General features: G+C 74.1%; 16 protein-coding genes. 3 read left to right on the plus strand and 13 right to left on the minus strand.

Going from position 1 to position 20,096, the window contains the following annotated elements; translation table 11 throughout:
* Positions 1–1,677 (plus strand): glycoside hydrolase family 13 protein, encoded by a 1,677-nt coding sequence (locus tag ACQPZO_RS24910; protein ID WP_433351236.1) that lies wholly within the window; start codon positions 1–3, stop codon positions 1,675–1,677.
* A gap of 54 nt (positions 1,678–1,731) precedes the next feature.
* Here ACQPZO_RS24910 and ACQPZO_RS24915 read toward each other — a convergent pair whose 3' ends face one another.
* The 3 genes from ACQPZO_RS24915 to xylA form a co-directional block, all read right to left on the minus strand.
* Positions 1,732–3,156: an MFS transporter gene (locus ACQPZO_RS24915; protein WP_433344380.1), complete on the minus strand. Its 1,425-nt coding sequence runs from the start codon at positions 3,154–3,156 to the stop codon at positions 1,732–1,734.
* Between the two features lie 79 nt (positions 3,157–3,235).
* Positions 3,236–4,711, minus strand: a complete 1,476-nt coding sequence (gene xylB, locus ACQPZO_RS24920; RefSeq protein ID WP_433344382.1) for a xylulokinase — start codon at positions 4,709–4,711, stop codon at positions 3,236–3,238.
* Between the two features lie 10 nt (positions 4,712–4,721).
* On the minus strand, positions 4,722–5,909 hold the full coding sequence (gene xylA, locus ACQPZO_RS24925; RefSeq protein WP_433344384.1) for a xylose isomerase: 1,188 nt from the start codon (positions 5,907–5,909) through the stop codon (positions 4,722–4,724).
* Positions 5,910–5,949: 40 nt separating this feature from the next.
* Here xylA and ACQPZO_RS24930 point away from each other — a divergent pair, with 40 nt between their 5' ends.
* Positions 5,950–7,215: an ROK family protein gene (locus tag ACQPZO_RS24930; protein WP_433344385.1), complete on the plus strand. Its 1,266-nt coding sequence runs from the start codon at positions 5,950–5,952 to the stop codon at positions 7,213–7,215.
* A gap of 121 nt (positions 7,216–7,336) precedes the next feature.
* Here the strand turns inward: ACQPZO_RS24930 and ACQPZO_RS24935 are convergent, their stop codons facing one another.
* Positions 7,337–7,966 carry a MarR family winged helix-turn-helix transcriptional regulator gene (locus ACQPZO_RS24935; protein ID WP_433344387.1) on the minus strand — a complete coding sequence of 210 codons (630 nt, stop codon included), beginning with the start codon at positions 7,964–7,966 and terminating at the stop codon, positions 7,337–7,339.
* 98 nt (positions 7,967–8,064) lie between these two features.
* Between ACQPZO_RS24935 and ACQPZO_RS24940 the strand changes: the two genes are divergently transcribed.
* Positions 8,065–9,195, plus strand: a complete 1,131-nt coding sequence (locus ACQPZO_RS24940; protein WP_433344389.1) for a PP2C family protein-serine/threonine phosphatase — start codon at positions 8,065–8,067, stop codon at positions 9,193–9,195.
* A gap of 136 nt (positions 9,196–9,331) precedes the next feature.
* Here ACQPZO_RS24940 and ACQPZO_RS24945 read toward each other — a convergent pair whose 3' ends face one another.
* The 9 genes from ACQPZO_RS24945 to ACQPZO_RS24985 form a co-directional block, all read right to left on the minus strand.
* Positions 9,332–10,816: a sugar transferase gene (locus ACQPZO_RS24945; RefSeq protein WP_433344391.1), complete on the minus strand. Its 1,485-nt coding sequence runs from the start codon at positions 10,814–10,816 to the stop codon at positions 9,332–9,334.
* 218 nt (positions 10,817–11,034) lie between these two features.
* Positions 11,035–12,795: a substrate-binding domain-containing protein gene (locus tag ACQPZO_RS24950; RefSeq protein WP_433344393.1), complete on the minus strand. Its 1,761-nt coding sequence runs from the start codon at positions 12,793–12,795 to the stop codon at positions 11,035–11,037.
* Between the two features lie 170 nt (positions 12,796–12,965).
* Positions 12,966–14,003: a lactonase family protein gene (locus tag ACQPZO_RS24955; RefSeq protein ID WP_433344395.1), complete on the minus strand. Its 1,038-nt coding sequence runs from the start codon at positions 14,001–14,003 to the stop codon at positions 12,966–12,968.
* A gap of 125 nt (positions 14,004–14,128) precedes the next feature.
* Positions 14,129–14,731, minus strand: coding sequence for a GTP-binding protein (locus tag ACQPZO_RS24960; protein WP_396670021.1), 603 nt, complete (start codon positions 14,729–14,731; stop codon positions 14,129–14,131).
* Positions 14,712–15,098 carry a DUF742 domain-containing protein gene (locus ACQPZO_RS24965; protein ID WP_396670022.1) on the minus strand — a complete coding sequence of 129 codons (387 nt, stop codon included), beginning with the start codon at positions 15,096–15,098 and terminating at the stop codon, positions 14,712–14,714. Before ACQPZO_RS24965 ends, ACQPZO_RS24960 begins: the two co-directional genes overlap by 20 nt.
* The gene (locus tag ACQPZO_RS24970; protein ID WP_433344397.1) at positions 15,088–15,510 is read right to left on the minus strand and encodes a roadblock/LC7 domain-containing protein; all 423 of its coding nucleotides are present in this window, start codon (positions 15,508–15,510) and stop codon (positions 15,088–15,090) included. Before ACQPZO_RS24970 ends, ACQPZO_RS24965 begins: the two co-directional genes overlap by 11 nt.
* Complete coding sequence (locus tag ACQPZO_RS24975) at positions 15,510–17,855, minus strand: nitrate- and nitrite sensing domain-containing protein (RefSeq protein ID WP_433344399.1); 2,346 nt, start codon at positions 17,853–17,855, stop codon at positions 15,510–15,512. The genes ACQPZO_RS24970 and ACQPZO_RS24975 overlap by 1 nt, the downstream gene beginning before the upstream one ends.
* A gap of 286 nt (positions 17,856–18,141) precedes the next feature.
* On the minus strand, positions 18,142–19,632 hold the full coding sequence (locus ACQPZO_RS24980; RefSeq protein WP_433344401.1) for a catalase: 1,491 nt from the start codon (positions 19,630–19,632) through the stop codon (positions 18,142–18,144).
* Complete coding sequence (locus tag ACQPZO_RS24985; RefSeq protein WP_433344403.1) at positions 19,629–20,066, minus strand: Fur family transcriptional regulator; 438 nt, start codon at positions 20,064–20,066, stop codon at positions 19,629–19,631. Before ACQPZO_RS24985 ends, ACQPZO_RS24980 begins: the two co-directional genes overlap by 4 nt.
* Between the last annotated feature and the right edge of the window lie 30 nt (positions 20,067–20,096).

Below are 20,096 nucleotides of genomic sequence, written 5' to 3' on the forward strand. Positions count from 1 at the left end.
CTGAACACCAACGCGACCCAGCAGGAACCGTCCGCCGGCCCGGCCACCCGTTGGTGGACCGAGGCCGTCATCTACCAGATCTACCCGCGCTCGTTCGCCGACTCCGACGGCGACGGGATCGGCGACCTGCCGGGCATCACCGCCCGCCTCGACCACCTGGTCGAGCTGGGGGCGGACGCGATCTGGCTCTCGCCGTTCTATCCCTCGCCACAGGCGGACGCCGGCTACGACGTGGCCGACTACCGGGACGTGGACCCGCTGTTCGGCCGGCTCGCCGACGCCGACCGGCTGATCGCCGAGGCCCGCGCCCGCAGCCTGCGGGTGATCGTCGACCTGGTGCCCAACCACACCTCGTCGGCACACCGCTGGTTCTCCGCGGCCCTCCCCGCCGCGCCCGGCAGCCCGGAGCGCGCCCGGTACGTCTTCCGCGACGGCCTCGGCCCCGACGGCGACCGCCCGCCGAACGACTGGCGCAGCGTGTTCGGCGGTCCGGCGTGGAGCCGGGTCACCGAGCCGGACGGCCGCCCCGGCCAGTGGTACCTGCACCTGTTCGACCCCGGCCAGCCCGACCTCGACTGGGACAACCCGGAGGTCCGCGCCGAGTTCCTGGACGTGCTGCGGTTCTGGCTGGACCGCGGGGTGGACGGCTTCCGGGTCGACGTGGCGCACGGGCTGGTCAAGCAGGCCGACCTGGCGGACTGGCAGGAGCCGCAGGAGATCCTCTCCGGCAACGAGGTCGACAAGCCGCGCCCGCCCATGTGGGACCAGGACGGCGTACACGAGATCTACCGGGACTGGCGACGCCTGCTCGACGAGTACCCCGGGGAGCGGATCCTGGTCGCCGAGGCGTGGGTGGAGCCGGCCGAGCGGCTGGCCCGGTACGTCCGGCCCGACGAGATGCACCAGGCGTTCAACTTCGAGTACCTGCTCGCCGCCTGGACCGCCCCCGCCCAGTACGCCGTGGTCACCCGCTCGCTGGAGGCCACCGACACGGTGGGCGCTCCCACCACCTGGGTGCTGTCCAACCATGACGTCGTCCGGCACGCCTCCCGGCTCGGCCTGCCCGTCGGCACCCCCAAGCCGAACGGCATCGGCATCGGCGACCCGCAGCCGGACGCCGCGCTCGGCCTGCGCCGGGCCCGGGCGGCCAGCCTGCTGATGCTGGCCCTGCCCGGCTCCGCGTACCTGTTCCAGGGCGAGGAGTTGGGTCTGCCGGAGCACATGACGCTGCCCGACGAGGCCCGGCAGGACCCGACCTGGGAGCGCAGCGGGCACACCGAGCGGGGCCGGGACGGCTGCCGGGTGCCGATCCCGTGGGAGGCCGACGCCCCGTCGTACGGCTTCGGGCCGACCGATGCGAGCTGGCTGCCGCAGCCGCCGGTGTGGGCCGAGTACGCCCTGGACCGGCAGCGCGGGGTGCCCGGCTCGACGTACGAGCTGTACCGGACCGCGCTGCGGCTGCGCCGCGAGCACGGGCTGGGCCGGGGCACCCTGTTCTGGCTCTCCTCCGGCGACGAGGTGCTGGCCTTCCGCAACGGCGAGGTGACCGTGCTGACCAACTTCGGCGAGGCGGCGGTGCCGCTGCCGGCCGGGGCCGAGGTGCTGCACTCCAGCGCCCCGCTGACCGACGACGGCGCGGTCCCGACCGACGTGACGGTCTGGTTCCGCGCCGCCTGACAGGCATGGGCAGGGGTCCTTCCCGACGCCGGGCGCGCGGGGAGGGCCCCTGTCTCACAGGCGGTCGGCGCGGGCGTGCAGCAGGTCGTGCACGGCGTCGATGTCCCGGGGCGAGGTGCGGGAGGCGAGCCAGTACATGACCCCGGTGGGGATGAAGAAGAGCTGGAACGCGGCCAGCCCGACGGCGTAGTTCAGCGGCGGCGGGAAGGCCGCCCGCAGGGCGTGGAAGGCCACCCCGACCAGACCGTTGCCGGCCGCCCGGCCGACCCCGTTGACCAGGTTGCCGAGGCTGTAGACGGTGCCCCGGTGCTCCGGCGGATTGACGTCGGCGATCAGGGCGAACCAGTTGGGCGAGTTCGCCGAGGTGAGCGCCAGCGCCAGCACGGCGGTGAGCAGGCTCAGCCCGACCGTCGGCTCGGTGACGACGCTGGCCAGCACCGCGCCGACGATCGCGCCGGTGCTGCCGCCGTCGGGCACGTCGATGCGGATCGGCACGAAGAACAGGACCAGGTAGAACGGCAGGGCCGCGAGAATGCCCACCGCCGCGACCAGCGCCCTGCCCCGGGGGGTACGCCGCTGGAGCGCGTCGCCCACCAGGCCACCGACGATGGAGAACACCCCGCCGAGCTGGAACAGCGTGGCGAAGACGCTGCCCACCACGACGGCCGTGACCGCCGAGTAGCCCTGGTCCTCGGCCCGTTCGGCGAAGAGCACCGGCAGCCAGACCAGCGAGCCGAAGGCGGCCTGGGCGGTCAGGCCCTGGAGCACCAGCCACCGGTTGGTCCGGCGGTCCAGGATCCGGGGCAGGTCGGCCCGGGTGATCCGGTAGTCGTACTCGGCGCCGGTGGCGAGCGCCTCGGCCAGCTCCGGCTCGCTCTGCCCCCGCCGGATGTCGTACGTGAACAGGTACGCGCAGGTCGCGGCCAGCCCGACGATGGTGAGCAGCCAGAACGGCCGCCGCCACTCGGTGGCGCCGAGCAGCCCGCCGGCGAGCGTCCCGGCCAGGGTGCCGACGCCCTGGGACAGCCCCCAGAAGCTCATCACCAGCCCACGTCGGCGCGGCGAGATCAGGTCGGTGACCACCGAGAAGCCGACCGAGCCGACCGCGCCGAGGCCCACCGCCGCGACGAGCTGGGCGGCCAGGAACGTCGGGTAGCTCTGGGCCAGCGCGCTGCCGCCGGTGCCGGCCGCCCAGACCAGGGTGCCGACCATCAGCAGCGGCTTGCGGTCGGTCCGGTCGCCGACGTACGCCCAGCCGACCGCCGCGACGGCGCTGACCAGGAAACTGACCGCGGTGACCAGGCCGAGCAGCCGCTGGGACACGCCGAGCGCCCCGGAGATCGGCCCGTACAGCGGCGGGACGAGGCCGATCGCCACGTTGTCCAGCGAGGCGAGCAGCACGAAGACCACGACGCTGTAGAGCCGGTGCACCGGGCCGCCGCCCCGGGCCGCCCGGGGCCCGCTCCTGGTCGAGCTCATGTCGGGCAGCCAACCAGGCGCGGACTAGGGCCCGGTGACCGACCCCCCACCGGGGGCCCACCGGGGGCAGCCCGTCCGGTCAATCGACGCGGTCGAGCACCCGGTCGCGGGCGGCGGCGTAGCGCTCGCGGACGGCGGGGACGGGGTCGGCGGCGTGCTCCTCGGCGCCCACCGGGGACCAGTGGGGCGGGGCGTCGCCGCCCAGGGCGAGCCAGGCGGCCTGGCGGGCCGCTCCGTCGGCGACGTACTCCCCGGGCGGCGGGACGACGACCGGGCGGCCGAAGACCTGTGGCGCGATGCGGCGCACCGCCGCCGAGCGGGCACCGCCGCCGACCAGGATCACCCGCTCGACCCGGGCCCCCTGGGTTACCAGCGCGTCGAGGCCGTCGGCGAGCGCGCAGAGCAGCCCCTCGACGGCCGCCCGAGCCAGGTGGGCGGGCGTCGAGGTGGCCAGGGTCAGCCCGTGCACCGCGCCGGTGGCGAACGGCCGGTCCGGGGTCCGCTCGCCCTCCAGGTAGGGGACCACGACCAGCCCGTCCGCGCCGGGCGGCGCGGACAGCGCCAGGTCGGACAGCTCGTCCAGGCCCACCCGGAGCAGTCCGGCGGCGGCGTCGAGCACCCGGGCCGCGTTGAGCGTGCAGACCAGCGGCAGGTACCGGCCGGTGGCGTCGGCGAACCCGGCCACCGCACCGCTCGGGTCGGCGGCCGGGGCGTCCGCGACGCTGAACACCGTGCCGGAGGTGCCGATGGAGACGACCACGTCCCCGGGCCGGGCGCCGACGCCGAGCGCCGCGGCGGCGTTGTCCCCGGCCCCCGGTCCGAGCGGCACCCCGCCGGTCGCCGGGCCGGCCCCGGACCACGGGCCGGCCGACGACGACGGGCCGGCCAGGGCGGTCGGGTCCAGGGTCCCGGCCGCCTCGGCCGGGCCGAGCACGACGGGGACCGCCGGCCGGCGGCCGAAGGCGCGCTCCAGCAGGTCGAGGCGGTACTCCCCGGTGGCCGGGGACCAGTAGCCGGTGCCGCTGGCGTCGCTGCGGTCGGTGCGCAGGGCAGCCAGGCCGGGCGCGCCGGCCAGCCGCCAGGTCAGCCAGTCGTGCGGCAGGCAGACGGTGGCCACCCGGGCGGCGTTGGCCGGCTCGTGCCGGGCCAGCCAGCGCAGCTTGGCGACGGTGAAGCTGGCCACCGGGACGGACCCCACGGCGTCGGCCCAGAACCGCCGGCCGGCCTCGCCGCCGCCGGCCTCCTCGATCAGCTCGGCGGCGGCCCCGGCCGACCGGGTGTCGTTCCACAGCAGCGCCGGCCGGACGACCCGGCCCGCCTCGTCGAGACACACCATGCCGTGCTGCTGCCCGGCGACGGAGACCGCGGCGACGTCGCCCAGCCCGCCGGCCGCCTCGACCGCCGCCTCCAGGGCAGCCCACCAGGCCTGCGGGTCGACCTCGGTGCCGTCGGGGTGCCGGGCGCGGCCGGAGCGGACCGGCGCGCCGGTCTCCGCGTCGCGGATCACCAGCTTGCAGGACTGGGTGGACGAGTCGAACCCGGCGACCAGGGGCATGGCGGCGACCTCAGCGGGCGCCGAGCAGGTGCTCGACGGCGAGCTGGTTGAGCCGGACGAAGCCGAAACCCCGCGCGGCGGCGGCGTCCACGTCGTACTCCTCGAACGCGGTGCGGTCGGCGAGCAGGTCGGCGTAGCCCTCGCCGGGGGCGAGGGTCGGGGCGGCCAGGTCGGTGACCCGGCTGGCGGCCAGCGCCTCGGCCACCTCCGGATCGGCCCGGAACGCCGCGGCCCGCTCCTTGAGCAGCAGGTAGGTGCGCATGTTGGCCTCGGCCGAGGCCCATACCCCGGTGAAGTCCTCGGTGCGGGAGGGCTTGTAGTCGAAGTGCCGGGGGCCGTCGTAGGCCGGGCCGCCGTCGGGGCCGCCGTGCTCCAGCAGGTCGACCAGGGCGAACGCGTTGAGCAGGTCGCCGTGGCCGAAGACCAGGTCCTGGTCGTACTTGATGCCGCGCTGGCCGTTGAGGTCGAGGTGGAACAGCTTGCCCTGCCAGAGCGCCTGGGCGATGCCGTGGACGTAGTTCAGCCCGGCCATCTGCTCGTGGCCCACCTCGGGGTTGAGTCCGACCAGGTCCGGGCGGGCCAGGGTGGAGATGAACGCCAGCGCGTGCCCGATGGTCGGCAGCAGGATGTCGCCGCGCGGCTCGTTCGGCTTCGGCTCGATGGCGAAGCGCAGGTCGTATCCCTGGTCGACGACGTACTGGCAGAGCAGGTCGACGGCCTCGCGGTAGCGGTCCAGCGCGGAACGGACGTCCTTGGCCAGGTCGTACTCGGCGCCCTCCCGGCCGCCCCACATGACGAAGGTGCGCGCGCCCAGCTCGGCGGCGAGGTCGACGTTGCGCAGCACCTTGCGCAGCGCGTACCGCCGCACGTCGCGGTCGTTGCTGGTGAATCCGCCGTCCTTGAACACCGGATGGGTGAAGAGGTTGGTGGTGACCATCGGGACGACCAGCCCGGTCGCGTCGAGCGCCTTGCGGAACCGGGTGATGCGGCCGTCGCGGGTGGCCGGGTCCGCGCCGAAGGGGATCAGGTCGTCGTCGTGGAAGGTGATCCCGTACGCGCCCAGCTCGGCGAGCTTGTGTACGGCCTCGACGGCGTCCAGCTCCGGGCGGGTGGCGTCGCCGAACGGGTCGCGGGCCTGCCAGCCCACCGTCCAGAGGCCGAAGGAGAACTTGTCGGCGGGGGTGGGACGGGACGCCATGGCGGACCTCCGGCAGCTATTTGTTCAGTGGTTGAATTATTTGACGGGCGTGTGGCAGTGTCAAGGGGTGACCCGTCCCGCCGCTCCGGCCGCGGCGGTCCGCCAGGGCAGCCTGCGCGAGCTGAACCTCGCCGTGGTGCTCGGCCGGATCGCCGCCGCGCCCCGCCCACCGTCGCGGGCCGCGGTGGCCGCCGCGACCGGCCTGACCCGGGCCACCGTCTCCGCAGTTGTCGACGACCTCGTCGCCGGCCGGCTGGTGGGCGAGTCGGAGCCGGCCCCCCGCACCGGCGCCGGACGCCCGGCCCGGGGCCTGGTGCTGGCCGGCGACGGCCCGGCCGGGCTGGGCCTGGAGATCAACGTCGACTACCTGGCCGCCTGCGTGGTCGACCTGGCCGGCGAGGTCCGGCACCACACCGTGCGCCGGGCCGACCTGCGCCCGGTCTCCCCCGCCGACGCGCTGGCCCGGCTCGTCGGGCTGGCCGCCGCCGCCCGGGTCGACGCCGAGCGGCAGGGGCTCACCCTGGCCGGGGCCGCCCTCGCGGTGCCCGGGCTGGTCGACGCGGCCGGGCTGGTCCGGCTCGCCCCGAACCTGGGCTGGCGGGACGTGCCCGTCCCCGAACTGCTCTCCGACCATCCGCCGCTGGTCGAGCCGGTCCCCGGCATCCCGGCGCTGGTGGTGGAGAACGAGGCCAACCTGGCCGCGCTGGGCGAGCTGCACGCCGACCCGGACGGGCCGGTCAGCTTCCTGCACGTCTCCGGCGAGGTCGGCATCGGCGCCGGGATCGTCCTCGACGGCACCCTCTTCCGGGGCGTACGCGGCTGGAGCGGCGAGATCGGTCATATCCCCGTCCAGCCGGAGGGCCGGCCCTGCCGGTGCGGCGGCCGGGGCTGCCTCGAACGGTACGCCGGCCAGGAGGCCATCCTCGCCGCCGCCGGGCTGGACCGGGCGGACCTCCCGGCCGACACCGCCGCGACCCGGCTGGCCGACCTCGCGGCCGCCGACCACCCCGCGACCCGGGCGGCCCTGGCCGAGGCGGGGCAGGCGCTCGGGGTCGCGGTGGCCGGCGTGGTGAACCTGCTGGACCTCGACACCGTGGTGCTCGGCGGCGGATACGCCCTGCTCACGCCCTGGCTGCGGCCACCGGTGCTGGCCGAGGTGTCCCGGCGGGTGCTCACCGCCGGCTGGTCGCCGGTGACCGTGCGTTCCTCGGCGCTCGGCCCGGAGGCCGCCGTGGTCGGCGCGGCCGGCTCCGTCGTCCGGCGGATCGTCGCCGACCCGGTCGGATGGCTGAGCCGCACCGGCTGACCTGCTCTTCGTCGATGTACGGCGGGCACCCTCGCCGCAGGTGATCCGACCGCTGCGACCGGGGATGCGGACCAGGACGGCCTTGCTGAGCCCGACTGCGGCGGTCTGGGCCAGGTCCTGGTCAGGCCGTACGCGACCAGCCGCCCGCGGCGGCCTCGCGGGACCACCCGCTCGGGGCTTCGCCGGTCGACCGGCCGTGCGGTATTCCGCCGGGCCGGTTCCCGCTCGACCAGCCGGCCTGCGGCTCCCCCGAGGGCCAGTCACCCGGCCCGGTCGCCGTCGCCTGCTCCCCCGACCGGGTCTCGGCGTCCGGCTCCGCGATTGGCGGCTCCGGCGGGTGCCGGTGCCGGGCCACCTCGTCGAACTCCTGGAGGCCGGCGAGCAGCGCCTGCCGCCCCTCGGGGGTCATCCCGGCCAGGATCACGGCAAGCCGCTGCCGGCGGTCGGCCCGCAGCTCGGCGAGGAGCCATTCGGCCTCCGCGGTGAGGTGCAGGGAGATCTCCCGGCGGTCGGACCGGCCGGGCTCGCGCTCCAGCATGCCTGCGGCCACCAGCCGGTCGCAGAGCCTGCTGGCCGAGGAGAGCAGCATGTCGAGCAGCGTCGCCAGCCGACGCAGGTTGATCCCGTCGTGCTGCTCGACCACCATCACCGCGCGCAGTTGCGCCCCCGAGAGCCGGCTGGTGGTCCGCTCGCGCGCCGCCTCGAAGACCGTGAGCAGGGTGCCTGCGGCCGCATCGAGGGCGGCGGCCATACTCGCTTCTGGTCCGCGTGGACCGTTTTCTTCGGACATGGTGGGCACGAGACTACCCGGCGTCCCTGGTCGCCGGGCCTCCGAACAGAGGAGCGACGATGAGCGGTGCGGTAGACCGGGCCCGCCGGACGCTGACCGAGGCGCCGGCCGACCTGCTGGTCGACCGACTCGCCACGGACCTCGAACGGTCGTACGGGATCACGCACGTCGAACTGCTCCAGGTCGACTACCGGCTCTCGGCGCTGCTTCCGCTCACGGAAGGTGAGCCGGTGACCGGGCCGGGACATCCGGCCTGGCGGTGCTTCGACCACCAGGAGCCGATCGTGGCCGACCGGACCGGCTACTTCCCGGTGAGCATGCGGGGGGAACGGCGCGGGGTCCTGCGGGTCGCCCCGCTCCCCGGGGACCGGGACGCCCGAGACGAGCTGCTCGGGATCGCCACCGCCCTCGGCCACGAACTGATGGCGGTGAACGACGGCACCGACGTGTACCGGGCCACCCGCCGCAGCCGCCGGCTCACCCTGGCCGCCGAGATGCAGTGGGAGCTGCTGCCCGGCCGGAGCCGGATCCGCCCCTCGTTCAGCCTGGCCGGACAGCTCGAACCGGCGTACGCGGTGCGCGGCGACAGCTTCGACTGGTCCGACGACGGGCACCGGCTGTGGCTGTCGACGATCAACGGGATGGGTGAGGGGGTCACCGCGTCCGTGCTGACCGCGCTGGCCACCCACGCCCTGCGCAACGCCCGACGGGGCGGGCTCTGCCTGGCCGACCAGGCGGCGCTGGCCGACCAGGCGGTGTACGCCCTGCACCGGGGCGAGCAGCACGTCTCGGCGTTGCTGCTGGAGCTGGACCTCGCCGCCGGGTTGATGACGGTGGTCGACGCCGGCTCACCCCGACTGGTGCTGCTGCGCGACGGCGAGGTGGTCGAGCAGCCCCTGGAGGCGCAGTTCCCGCTGGGCATGTTCGACGGGACCGACTACCGGGAGCAGCAGTTCACGCTGCACCGCGGGGACCGGCTCTTCGTCCTCAGCGACGGCGTCATCGAGGCGACCGGCCAGGACGTCCGGTACGGCGGGACGGCGCTGGACCGGTTCCTGCGCCGGACCGGCGCGATGGAGCCGCTGGAGGCGGTCCGGTCGCTGCTCGGCGACCTGCGGGCGTTCGTCGCCGGTGACCTCGTCGACGACGCGGTGGTGGTCTGCCTGGACTGGACCGGCCCTCAGCCGTGACCGGGCCGGGCCCTGCCCGTGGCCGTGGCCGTGGCCGTGGCCGTGACCGTGACCGTGACCGTGACCGGCCCCTCAGCCGTTCCCGGGCCCTCGGCCGGGCCGGGGTCGCTGCCGGCGTCGCCCCGCCGCCGGGTGGTCAGTAGGCGCCCCGGCTGCGCATCACCGCGCCGAAGGTCTTCCACATGATGGTCAGGTCGGCGGCCAGCGACCAGTTCTCCACGTAGTAGAGGTCGAGCCGGATGCCGTCCTCCCAGCTCAGGTCGGACCGGCCGCTGACCTGCCAGAGCCCGGTCATGCCGGGCTTGACCAGCAACCGCCGGGCCACATCGCCGTCGTAGCGGGCCACCTCGGAGGGCAGCGGCGGGCGCGGGCCGACCAGGCTCATGTGGCCGAGCAGAACGTTCGCCAACTGGGGCAGCTCGTCCAGCGACCACTTGCGCAGCACCCGGCCGACCCGGGTCACCCGGGGGTCGTCGCGCATCTTGAACATCAGCCCGTCGGTCTCGTTGCGGGCGGCCAGCTCGGCGAGCAGGGCGTCGGCGTTGATCACCATGGTGCGGAACTTGAACACCCCGAACTCCCGGCCGCCCTGGCCGACCCGGGTCTGCCGGAACAGCACCGGCCCCCGGCTGTCGATCTTGATGGCCAGCGCGATCACCGCCACCAGCGGCAGGAGCAGCGCCAGCGCCACGGTGGCGGCGGACCTGTCGACGAAGCCCTTGACCAGCTTGCGGGCCCCCCGGAACTCGGGGGCCTCCACGTGGATCAGGGGGAGGCCGGCGACCGGCCGGGTATGGATGCGGGGACCGGCCACGTCGGTCAGCGCGGGCGCGACGACCAGGTCCACCCCGGTCCCCTCCAGCTGCCAGCCGAGCCGCCGCAGCCGGGTCGCGGTCAGCTCACCGGAGGCGGTGACCGCCACGGTGTCGGCGCCGATCGCGGTGGCCGCCTGCGGGATGCCCCGGAACGAGCCGACCACCGGGACGTCGCCGAGCCGCTGCGGCACCGGTGCCAGCAGCGCGTCCGGGATGCAGGCGCCGACCACCTGGTAGCCGGCGTACGGCTCCCGGCGCAGCTGGTGCACCAGCTCAAGCACGTGCGCGGTGTCGCCCACCACCAGCACCTTGCGCGACCAGCCCCGGCCCTGGGACCGGGCCCGGTGCAGCCGCTTGCGGGCGGCGAACCGGGCCGCCTCCAGGCCCAGCATGCCCACCGCGAACGAGATGGCCAGGAAGCCCCGGGATACGCCGACGTCGGCGATGTAGCCGGCGATCGCGGTGCCCCCGGCGAGCCGCAGGCTGGCCGTGCTCACCCGGCGGTACTCGTCGGCGCCGTAGCCCAGCACCCGGTCGTCGTAGCAGCGCAGCACCTTGAGCGAGACCAGCCAGGTGAGCACGAGCGCGGGCGCGACCACGACGTACGGGATCTTCGAGCCCACCGGCTCCTCGTCGCCGAATCGGGTGACGTAGCCGACCAGCACGGCGACGGCCAGCACGGCGGTGTCCAGCACCACCAGCATGCGGACGTACGCCCGCTCGTCGACGCGGGCCACCGGCCCGGCCCGGTGGTCACCAGGACGCGACGGCGTCCTGGTGGGGGTCAAAAGCGTCGTCGACGTCACCGGCCATCCCCACTTCTGCTGAGGCCGACCCCGGTCAACGGTCTGTCCTTTTCACGGGACCATCGACGCCGGAGCACCCCGACATCTTGCCTCAGAACCATGGCCACCGATCGCCTCGGACGTATTGCCGTCATTTGCTGGGAAGCAGCTTCCATGAAAAAACTTTCCGTCGCACCGGTTCCACCGGCGCGACGGTCCAATCTGCACTGATTGGTTACTCAGCGTGGAGCGTTCGGACGGAGCGCGATCGCCTTCAGGAAGATGTCACCGATCCTGGTCGGGTCCTCGGTGACGAAGTTCCCCCCACCGGTGACCTTGGTGATCGACTCCAGCTCGGCCTTGCTGACGTCGGCGCCGATGCCGATGACGACGACCTGGACCGGCCGCTCGGGGTCGGCGATCCGCTTCAGCTCGGAGAGCAGCTTCTGCTGGGAAATGCCGTCGTCGTCCTCGTTCTTGCCGTCGGTGAACAACACCACCGAGTTGACCCGGCCCGGTTCCCAGTCGTTCTGGACCTCCTGGTACGCGGCCAGCAACGTGTCGTACAGGCCGGTGTCGCCGTTCGAGGGCCGGATCGTGGTCAGCCCCTGCTCCAGCCGGGCGCGGTTGCCCGACAGCGGGTTGATCGGCACCAGCTCGCGGTAGTCCCGGGCGCCCACCAGCTTCGTGGAGAAGGTCCACAGCCCGATCGACCAGGAGTCGTCGAACAGGTTCAGGCCCCGGCTGGCCGCCGCCACCGTGACCTGCTCCCGGGTGGCGTTGTTGGCGCTCGGCACCGGCTGCTTCATCGAACCGGAGACGTCGATCACGCACAACATCCGGCCGGACTGGGTGGCGATCGACCAACTGGAGACGACGCGCTCCATCGCCGCCGGGTCCAGGCCGCCGGCACCGTTGCCGGCCGGAGTGGGCGGGACGCCCGCGCCGCCGCCCGGGCTCGGCGCGCCCCGCGGCGCCTTGAAGCCCTCGCCCCAGGCGCCGTCCGGCGCGCGCAGCGACCGCTCGGCCAGCCGGTCACGGAAGCCGGGGGTGGTGAGCGCCCCGAACAGGACCCGGGCTGCGGACTGCTTCGCCGGCTCGACACCGGGCAGCACCGCGTACGGGTAGTCCAGCGGCACCGGCGATGGTTCGAGGTAGAGCGCCGCCAGCGGGATCGGCGGCTTCCCCTCGTTGTACGCCATCACGGCCTCCTCCGACAGCGTTGCGGCACCGAGGCCGCCGGCAATCGCCGTCGGGTCGGACGAGCGCGGGAACCGGGCGAGCAGGTCCTGGCGCAACGCGGACCGGCCGGCGGCCAGCGCCCGCAGCGTGCCGGTGGTCGCCTCCTGCGCGTCGCCGCCGGAGGCGCTGGCCGTCGCAGTCAGCGACAGCAGCCCGGACAGGCCGGCCGCGTCCCGGGTCGGCTCCACGATCCCGGTCCGCAGCGGCTTGCTGCTGCTCACCTGCCGCAGCAGGTCGGACCAGGTCAGCTTCTTCTCCGGCCAGCCGAGCCGGGAGGAGGCCACCGGCTCGGGCACCGCCACCACGACGGGGCTACGGGCGATGGACCTGCCGTTGCTCGGGGTGAACGCGGTGGCCCCGGCGTTCTTCAGCCGCAGCAGCCAGGTCGAGGAGTCCGGCACCCACACGTCCGGGGTGACCGCGATGCCGCTGACCTGACCCACACCGGGAAGCTGCACGCCGTGTTTGCTGGCCACGGCCGCGGCGACGTGCACCGAGTCGACGGCCGAGACGTCGACCGTGATGCAGGTGCCACCGACCGCCGCGCCGTCGGCCATCCACCCGGCGGCCTCGGCCCGCACGGCGGGCGCGACCTCGGGGGAGGCCGCGACGGTGAGCTGGACCTGCCCCGAGCATGCCGGCTGCGCCAGGTGGCGGTACCCGAACCAGGCGCCCGCGACGACGACGACCAGCGCGGTCGCCGAGGCGACGGCACCTGCTCCGCGGAGACTTGGACGTATGCGATGGCGGCCTGGCACGGTGACCATCTTGCGTAACCGCTGCGGGCGCTGCCACGGCCGTTCGGACGAAAGTCACCCCGGCGGAAACAGTTCCCGGCCGCTTCGTGACAGTGAGTCGCCGGCTTGTGTCCCCGTGTTGCCGGACCGCCCCTGAACAGGGGTGGAGCGTGATGCCGGTCGCCGCCCGGTCAGGGCAGGACGCAGGTCGGGCTGGGCACCGGGACGGGCTCGCCGACCGGCGTCGGCACCCCCGTCGCCGGGTCCACCCGGAACACCCGGATCATGTCGGCGCGCTCGTCGGCGACGTAGAGGTGCCCGCCGGCCAACGCGAGGTGCCGGGGCCACTCCCCGCCGGTCTCCACCTCGGCGACCAGCTCGGGCAGCTCACCCGCCAGCGCGAAGACCGACACCGTGCCGACGCCCCGGTTGCCGACGTAGAGGAAGCGGCCGTCCGCGCCGACCGTGATCTCGGAGGGCTGGACGTGGCCGGCGCGGGTGCTGGCGTCCACCCGGCCGCGCTGGTGCAGCGCCCCGTCGGGGGTCAGCTCGTACGCGGTCACCGTGCCGTCCAGCTCCCCCGCCAGCCAGCAGCGCCGGCCGTCCGGGTGCCGGGCCAGGTGCCGGGGGCCCGTGCCGGCCGCCAGGTGCACCCGGGGGGCCCGGGGCACCAACCGGCCGGAGGCGGCGTCGAGGTCGTACCGGTAGACGGAGTCGGTGCCGAGGTCGACGGCGAGCAGCGGCCCAGCGTCCGGTGCGGGGGACACCATGTGGCAGTGCGCCTTCTCCTGGCGCTGCGGGTCCGGCCCGTGCCCGGAGTGCACCACCAGGTCGCTGCGCTCGCCGGGAACGCCCTGCGGGTCGAGCGGGAGGACTGCGACGCTGCCGCCGCCGTAGTTGGCGACGACCAGGTGCCCGCCGTCCGGGGTGACCGCCAGGTGACAGGGGTCCGCGCCGCCGGTGCCCCGCACACCCAGCGGGGTCAGGTCGCCGTCCGGGCCGGTGCGGAACGCGCTGACCTCCCCCTCGGCCAGCTCGTTCACGGCGTAGAGCACCGGCAGGACGGGATGCCGGACGAGAAAGGACGGCGACGGGGTGACCGCGACGGTGCCGAGCGGGGTCAGCGCGCCGGTTCCCGGGTCCCGCCGGGCGGCGACGATCCCGTCGCCCCGGCCGCCGCTGGCCGCCGTGTAACCACCGAGGTGGACGATCGTCTGCTGCCCGGTCACCCGATCCGCCTTCCGCCGCTGTCCGTGTCGATCCCACCAGAGCTTTCCCCGCCACCCACCGCGTCAGCCCTGATTTTCGCGAATCGACCAGATCGCCGTCTCGCCGGGAGCCGCCGCGGGCCGGGTCAGGCCACCGGCACCGGCTCGCCGCGCTGCCGGGCGACGTGCTCGACCAGCGAGATCAGCACCTCCTTGCCGGACTGCCGGTCCCGGGCGTCGCAGAACACCAGCGGCACCCCCGGGTCCAGGTCCAGGGCCTGCCGTACGGAGTCCAGGCTGAACCGGCGGCCGTCGTCGAAGCAGTTCACCCCGACCACGAACGGGATGTTCCGTTGCTCGAAGTAGTCGATCGAGGGGAAGCAGTCGGCCAGCCGTCGGGTGTCGGCGAGCACCACCGCGCCGAGGGCCCCGAAGGCCAACTCGTCCCAGAGGAACCAGAACCGGTCCTGCCCGGGCGTGCCGAACAGGTAGACCTGGAGGTCCTCGTTGATGGTGATCCGGCCGAAGTCCATCGCCACCGTGGTGGTCGACTTGCCCTCCACGCCGGAGACGTCGTCGACGCCGATCCCGGCCCCGGTGAGGACCTCCTCGGTCTGCAACGGCCGGACCTCGCTCAACGCGCTCACCAGCGTCGTCTTGCCGGCGCCGAAGCCGCCGGCGATGAGGATCTTCAGGGCCAGCGGGATCCGCACCCTTGTTCCGTCACGGTCATAGCGCACGGAGTCCATTGACCACCGCCTTGAGGATGTTGTCATCGGGTAGGAACGCGGTGCCGGCCGGCGCGTGCACGGAGACCAGGCCGCGGGCGAGCAGGTCGCCGACCAGCACCCGGACCACGACGACCGCGAGGTCCAGCTCGGCGGCCAGCTCGGCGACCGGCACCGGCCGGCGGGCCAGCTCGACCAGCCGCCGGTGCTCCGGGTGCAGTCGCGAGTGGGTGGCGGGGTCGACGGCCCGGGCGGTGAGCACGAAGGCCACCAGGTCGAGACCGGCCGGCGGCCGGACCCGGCCGCCGGTCAGGGTGTACGGGCGGACCACCGGACCGGCATCGGCGTCCAGCCACTCGTGCTGCGGCCCGGGAGACTCAGCCCGCATCGGCGGCACCCGATCCGGCCCGGGCCGGCGCGGTGAGGTTCTCGCCCACCCGGATCACCAGCATCGCCATCTCGTACGCCACCAGGCCGATGTCCGCGTCGGCCTCGGCGACCACCGCCAGACACGCGCCCTGGCCGGCGGCGGTGACGAAGAGATATGCCGACTCCATCTCCACCACGGTCTGCCGGACTCCCCCGGCGTCGAGGTGCCGGCTGGCGCCCTTGGCCAGGCTGGAGAAGCCGGAGGCCAGGGCGCAGAGGTGTTCGGCGTCGCTGCGGTCGGAGTCGGCCGAGGCGCCGAGCAGCAGCCCGTCCGCCGACAGCACCACCGCCTGGCGGCTGGCCGGCACCCGTTCCACCAGGTCGTCGAGCAACCAGTCGAGATCGACGTTCGGCCTCGTCGTGTGCACCACTAGGCATCCCTCTCAGTTGCGGTCGGGGGTTGCGCAGGCACCGCCGGGGTGTCCGGTTCCGGTGACGCGTCGGCGGCGGAGGTGGAGGTGGAGACGGGCGGCACGGGACCCCCGTCGGCGGCGCCGTCCCGGCGGCCCCGGGCGGTGCCGGCCTGCAGGGCGGACATCAGCCGGCGGGCCTCCTCCGGGGCGCGTGGGGCCGGCGCGTCCAGGGCGGCCGGCCGGGGGCGGGCGGCGGGGCCCCGCCGGCGCACCCGGCGGGGCAGGCCGTCGCCCTCACCGGACGGGTCGACCGGCACGGCGCGGCTGGGAACCAGCGGCACCACGGCGGTCGGCGAGTCCGCCCGTTCCCGGGTGATCCGGGCCGGACGCGTCCGGGGCAGGGTCTTGAGCCGGGTCACCTTGGCCATCCGCCGGTCGTCGAACGAGCCGTCCGGCGCGGCGGGCAGCGGATCGGGCGGCGGCTCGGTGGTCACCAGGTCCGGCGGGATCAGCACCACGGCGGTGACCCCGCCCTGGGCGGCCCGGCAAAGCCGTACCCGGATCCCGTGTCGGGAGGCGAGCCGGGCCACCACGAACAGCCCGAGCCGGGCGCTGTCGGCCGGATCGAACTCCGGTGGCGTCGCCAGCCGCCGGTTGGCCTCCTCCATCGCCGGGACGGACATGCCAAGCCCCTGGTCGGTGATCTCCAGCGCGTACCCGTTGGGCAGGCTCTGCCCGCGCACCGACACGTGGGTGCCCGGCGGGGAGTACGCGGTGGCGTTCTCCACCAACTCGGCGAGCAGGTGGGTGACGTCGCCGACCGCGCGGCCCACCGTGGCGGCGGGCTGCACGTCGACGATGTCGACCCGGTCGTACGACTCGACCTCGGAGATGGCCCCCCGGACCAGGTCGACCATCGCGACCGGGTTGCGCCAGCCCCGGCCGGGCGCGGCACCGGCAAGGATGACCAGGTCCTCGGCGTGCCGGCGGAGCCGGGTGGCCAGGTGGTCCACCCGGAACAGCTCGGCCAGCTCGTCCGGGTCCTCGACGCGGCGCTCCATCCGGTCCAGCAGGGCGAGCTGCCGGTGCACCAGGCCTTGGCTGCGCCGGGCGATGTTGAGGAAGACGTCGTTGAGCCCTCGGCGCAGGCTGACCTCGTCGACGGCGGCGCGCAGGGCTGTGCGGCCCACCTCGTTGAAGGCGTGCCCGACCTGGCCAATCTCGTCGCGGCCGTACTCCAGCACGGGCGCCTCCCGGGCCACGTCCACGTCCTCGCCGCGGCGCAGCCGGGCCACCACGTCCGGCAGCCGGTGTTCGGCCATCTCCAGCGCGGCGGTGCGCACCCCGGAGAGCCGCTGCGCCAGTGACCGGCCCACCCGCAGGGACACCAGCACCGACACCACCACGGCGACGAGCCCGAGCACGCCGGCCGCTCCGAGGCGGGCGAGGATGCCGACCGCCACCGGAATCGTCCGCTCGGCCAATCCGTCGGCCTGGGTCAGCTCGAAGTCGCGCAGGCTCTGCTGGACGGCGTCCTGGCTGGTCTGCCAGGCCCGGAGGTCCACGGCGGGCGCCCGGACGGGGTCGGCCCGGACCAGGGCGTCCTGGAGGGCCCGCAGCCGGGCGAAGGCGTCGCTCTCGGCCAGCCGCTGGTACGCGGCCCGGTCGTCGGCCGGCAGGTCGGCCACCGCGGACTCGATCAGGAAGCGCTGGTTGCCGATGGTCTGCACGAGCTGGGCGTGCTCGCCCTCGGCGAAGTGCCCGCTGACCAGCACCCCGGCGAGCAGCGCGTCGGCCTGCCCGAGCAGCTCCCGGGACCGGCCGAGTGCGGTCAGTGCCAGGGCCTGCCGGTTGAGGTCGTCGTCGGGCAGCGTGGCCAGCGCCGAGAACGCCTGGAACGCCGCGCCGACCATGCCGCTGTAGAGCCCGATCGCGCCGGTCCGGTCGACCTCGCGGCGGTCGATGAAGCCCCGCCCGGTGGGCAGCCCGTCCAGCGCGCCGAGCAGCCGGTCGACGCGGGCGTCGAGCAGGTCGTCGGCGGCGTCGCGCAGGCGTTCGCCGGTAACCCGCCCGCGCAGCTCGGCGACCGCGATGTCGGTGCGCCGCCGCTGTTCGGCCAGCGCCGGCAGCGCGGCGTCGCCGGCGAGCTGCACCACGCTGAGCCGGCGCTCCCGTTGCAGCTCGGCGACGACCGTCTCGCCCGGCCGGCCGAGGTCGGACAGGAGGGTGCTGACGGAGAGCAGGTCCCGGGCCGGGCCGAAGGTGAGGGTGGTCGCGAAGATCCAGAGCACCAGCAGCGCGCTCAGCGGCGCGACGACCAGCGCCGTCAGCTTCGAGCGGATCGGCCAGTCGCGGGTGTTCATCAGACCTCGCCCGGAGGGTGTGGCAGCGGGTGGCGCCGACGCCGACACGGGCTTCGCCCGCCGCGGCGCCGAGGCACCGGCACGGCGCCTTGGGCAGGATACGTAATCGCCGGCCGTTGCGATACCGGCCTATTGCCCCACGCTTCGACCCGGGCACGCTCCGCTGTGGTCGGTGCACACACGAGCGCCCCGCCCGGGATTGGGCGGGGCGCTCGGTCCGGTGCCTGCGCAGCCGGTGGGGTCGGGCGGTTGTCGGTGCCCACCCGGCCGGTTCGACCGGCGCGGGTCAGGCGTTGACGGAGATGCCGAGCCCCTCGGCGATCCGCCGGCCGTAGTTCTCGTCGCACTGGCTGAAGTGCCACACCATCTTCTCCTGGATGTGCTTGTCGCACTGGGCCAGCAGGTTGGTGAGGTTGAGGACCAGGTCGTCGCGCTCCCAGTCGGCCATCTCGCGGTAGCGGCGGCCGGCCTGGGAGTAGTTGTTCTGCCGCTCGAGCGGGGCCCGCATGATCTGGCCCGAGACGAACGGGCGGTACTCCCGGTAGGACTCGTCGGCCTCGTCGAGGCCCGCCACCGAGGACGGCTCGAAGTTGATGTGCGGGTTGCTGCCCCGGTTGTCCACCCCGTACGACATCTGGCCACCACCCTGGTTGGTGCTGACCTGAACGTCCTCGCGCGGCCGGTTGACCGGCAGCTGGAGGTAGTTCGGGCCGACCCGGTAGCGCTGGGTGTCCGAGTAGGAGAACGTCCGGCCGATCAGCATCTTGTCGTCGGAGAAGTCGATCCCGTCGACCAGTACGCCGGTGCCGAAGGCGATCTGCTCGTTCTCGTTGTGGTGGTCGGTGATGTTGCGGTTGAGCGTCATCATCCCGACCGGGAGGTACGGGAAGTCCTCCTCCGGCCAGATCTTGGTGTCGTCCAGCGGGTCGAAGTCCAGCTCAGGGTGCTCGTCGTCGCTCATGACCTGGACGTTGAGCTCCCACTGCGGGTACTCGCCGCGTTCGATGGCCTCGTAGAGGTCCTTCGAGGCGTGGCCCAGCTCGCCGGCCTGGATCTCGGCGGCCTGCGCCTCGGTCAGGTTGTGCTCGCCCTGCTGGGTCATCCAGTGGAACTTGACCAGCACGCCCTCGCCCTCGGCGTTGACGAAGCGGTACGTGTTGACCCCGGAGCCGCGCATCGTCCGGTAGTTCTTCGGGATGCCGTACGGCGAGAAGAGCCAGGTCAGCATGTGCATCGACTCGGGCGTGTTCGACATGAAGTCGAAGATCCGGTTCGGCTCCTGGCGGAAGGTCACCGGGTCCGGCTTCAGCGAGTGGATCACGTCGGGGAACTTGATCGCGTCCCGGATGAAGAAGACCTGCAGGTTGTTGCCCACCATGTCCCAGTTGCCGTCCTCGGTGCGGAACTTCACCGCGAAGCCGCGCGGGTCGCGGGCCGCCTCGGAGGAGTCCCGGCCGCCGATGACCGTGGAGAACCGAATGGTGAGCGGGGTCTTCTTGCCCTTGGTCTGGAACAGCTTGGCCCGGGTGTACTTCGACGCCGGCTCGTCACCGATCGTCCCGTACGCCTCGAACTCGCCGTGCGCGACGAATCCACGGGCGTGCACCACCCGCTCCGGGATGCGCTCCCGGTCGAAGTGGCTGATCTTTTCCAGGAAGTGGTAGTTCTCCAGCGTCGCCGGGCCGCGCGAGCCGACCGTCCGCTGCTGCTGGTTGTTGTGCACGGGGTGGCCCTGGCGGGTCGTCAGGATCGGCTTGCTGGCCTGCGAGTCGCTCATCGCTCTCCTCCGGATAGGTGTCGCTGCTGGCAGTCGGGGCAGCGCCCCCAGTACGTGACCTCGGCGAACTCCACCGCGAAGGTGGCCGCCGTCGAGGGGTCGAGGCAGGGCCCCGGTGCGGGGCTCCGGCCGGTGTCGCTGATCACGCCGCACTCCCGGCAGATCAGGTGGTCGTGGTCCGTCCCGCGCACCTCGTACCGCGCGGGACCACCGGCCGGGACGAACCGGCGCAGCAGGCCCACCCCGGTCAGGGCGTGCAGGACGTCGTAGACCGCCTGACCGGAGAGCCGCCCGAGGCGGCCCCGGGCGAGACGGGTGATCGTGTCGGCGTCCAGGTGGGGCCGACCGCGCACCGTCGCGAGCACCGCGAGGCGGGGCTGCGTGACGCGCAGCCCGGCCGCCCGGAGGCGCTCGACGTCTGACTCGACCGGCATCACCCCACCCTGGCTCGTTTTCTGGAACCA

Source organism: Micromonospora sp. CA-111912, assembly GCF_050948415.1.
Classification (GTDB): Bacteria; Actinomycetota; Actinomycetes; order Mycobacteriales; family Micromonosporaceae; genus Micromonospora.

What these genes read in the sequence shown, in the direction of transcription:
- ACQPZO_RS24915 (WP_433344380.1), bottom strand. Translation starts at nt 3,156, where the DNA reads ATGAGCTCGACCAGGAGCGGGCCCCGGGCGGCCCGGGGCGGCGGCCCG.
- xylB (WP_433344382.1), bottom strand. Translation starts at nt 4,711, where the DNA reads ATGCCCCTGGTCGCCGGGTTCGACTCGTCCACCCAGTCCTGCAAGCTG.
- xylA (WP_433344384.1), bottom strand. Translation starts at nt 5,909, where the DNA reads ATGGCGTCCCGTCCCACCCCCGCCGACAAGTTCTCCTTCGGCCTCTGG.
- ACQPZO_RS24975 (WP_433344399.1), bottom strand. Translation starts at nt 17,855, where the DNA reads ATGAACACCCGCGACTGGCCGATCCGCTCGAAGCTGACGGCGCTGGTC.
- ACQPZO_RS24960 (WP_396670021.1), bottom strand. Translation starts at nt 14,731, where the DNA reads ATGGACTCCGTGCGCTATGACCGTGACGGAACAAGGGTGCGGATCCCG.
- ACQPZO_RS24965 (WP_396670022.1), bottom strand. Translation starts at nt 15,098, where the DNA reads ATGCGGGCTGAGTCTCCCGGGCCGCAGCACGAGTGGCTGGACGCCGAT.
- ACQPZO_RS24935 (WP_433344387.1), bottom strand. Translation starts at nt 7,966, where the DNA reads ATGGCCGCCGCCCTCGATGCGGCCGCAGGCACCCTGCTCACGGTCTTC.
- ACQPZO_RS24980 (WP_433344401.1), bottom strand. Translation starts at nt 19,632, where the DNA reads ATGAGCGACTCGCAGGCCAGCAAGCCGATCCTGACGACCCGCCAGGGC.
- ACQPZO_RS24985 (WP_433344403.1), bottom strand. Translation starts at nt 20,066, where the DNA reads ATGCCGGTCGAGTCAGACGTCGAGCGCCTCCGGGCGGCCGGGCTGCGC.
- ACQPZO_RS24940 (WP_433344389.1), top strand. Translation starts at nt 8,065, where the DNA reads ATGAGCGGTGCGGTAGACCGGGCCCGCCGGACGCTGACCGAGGCGCCG.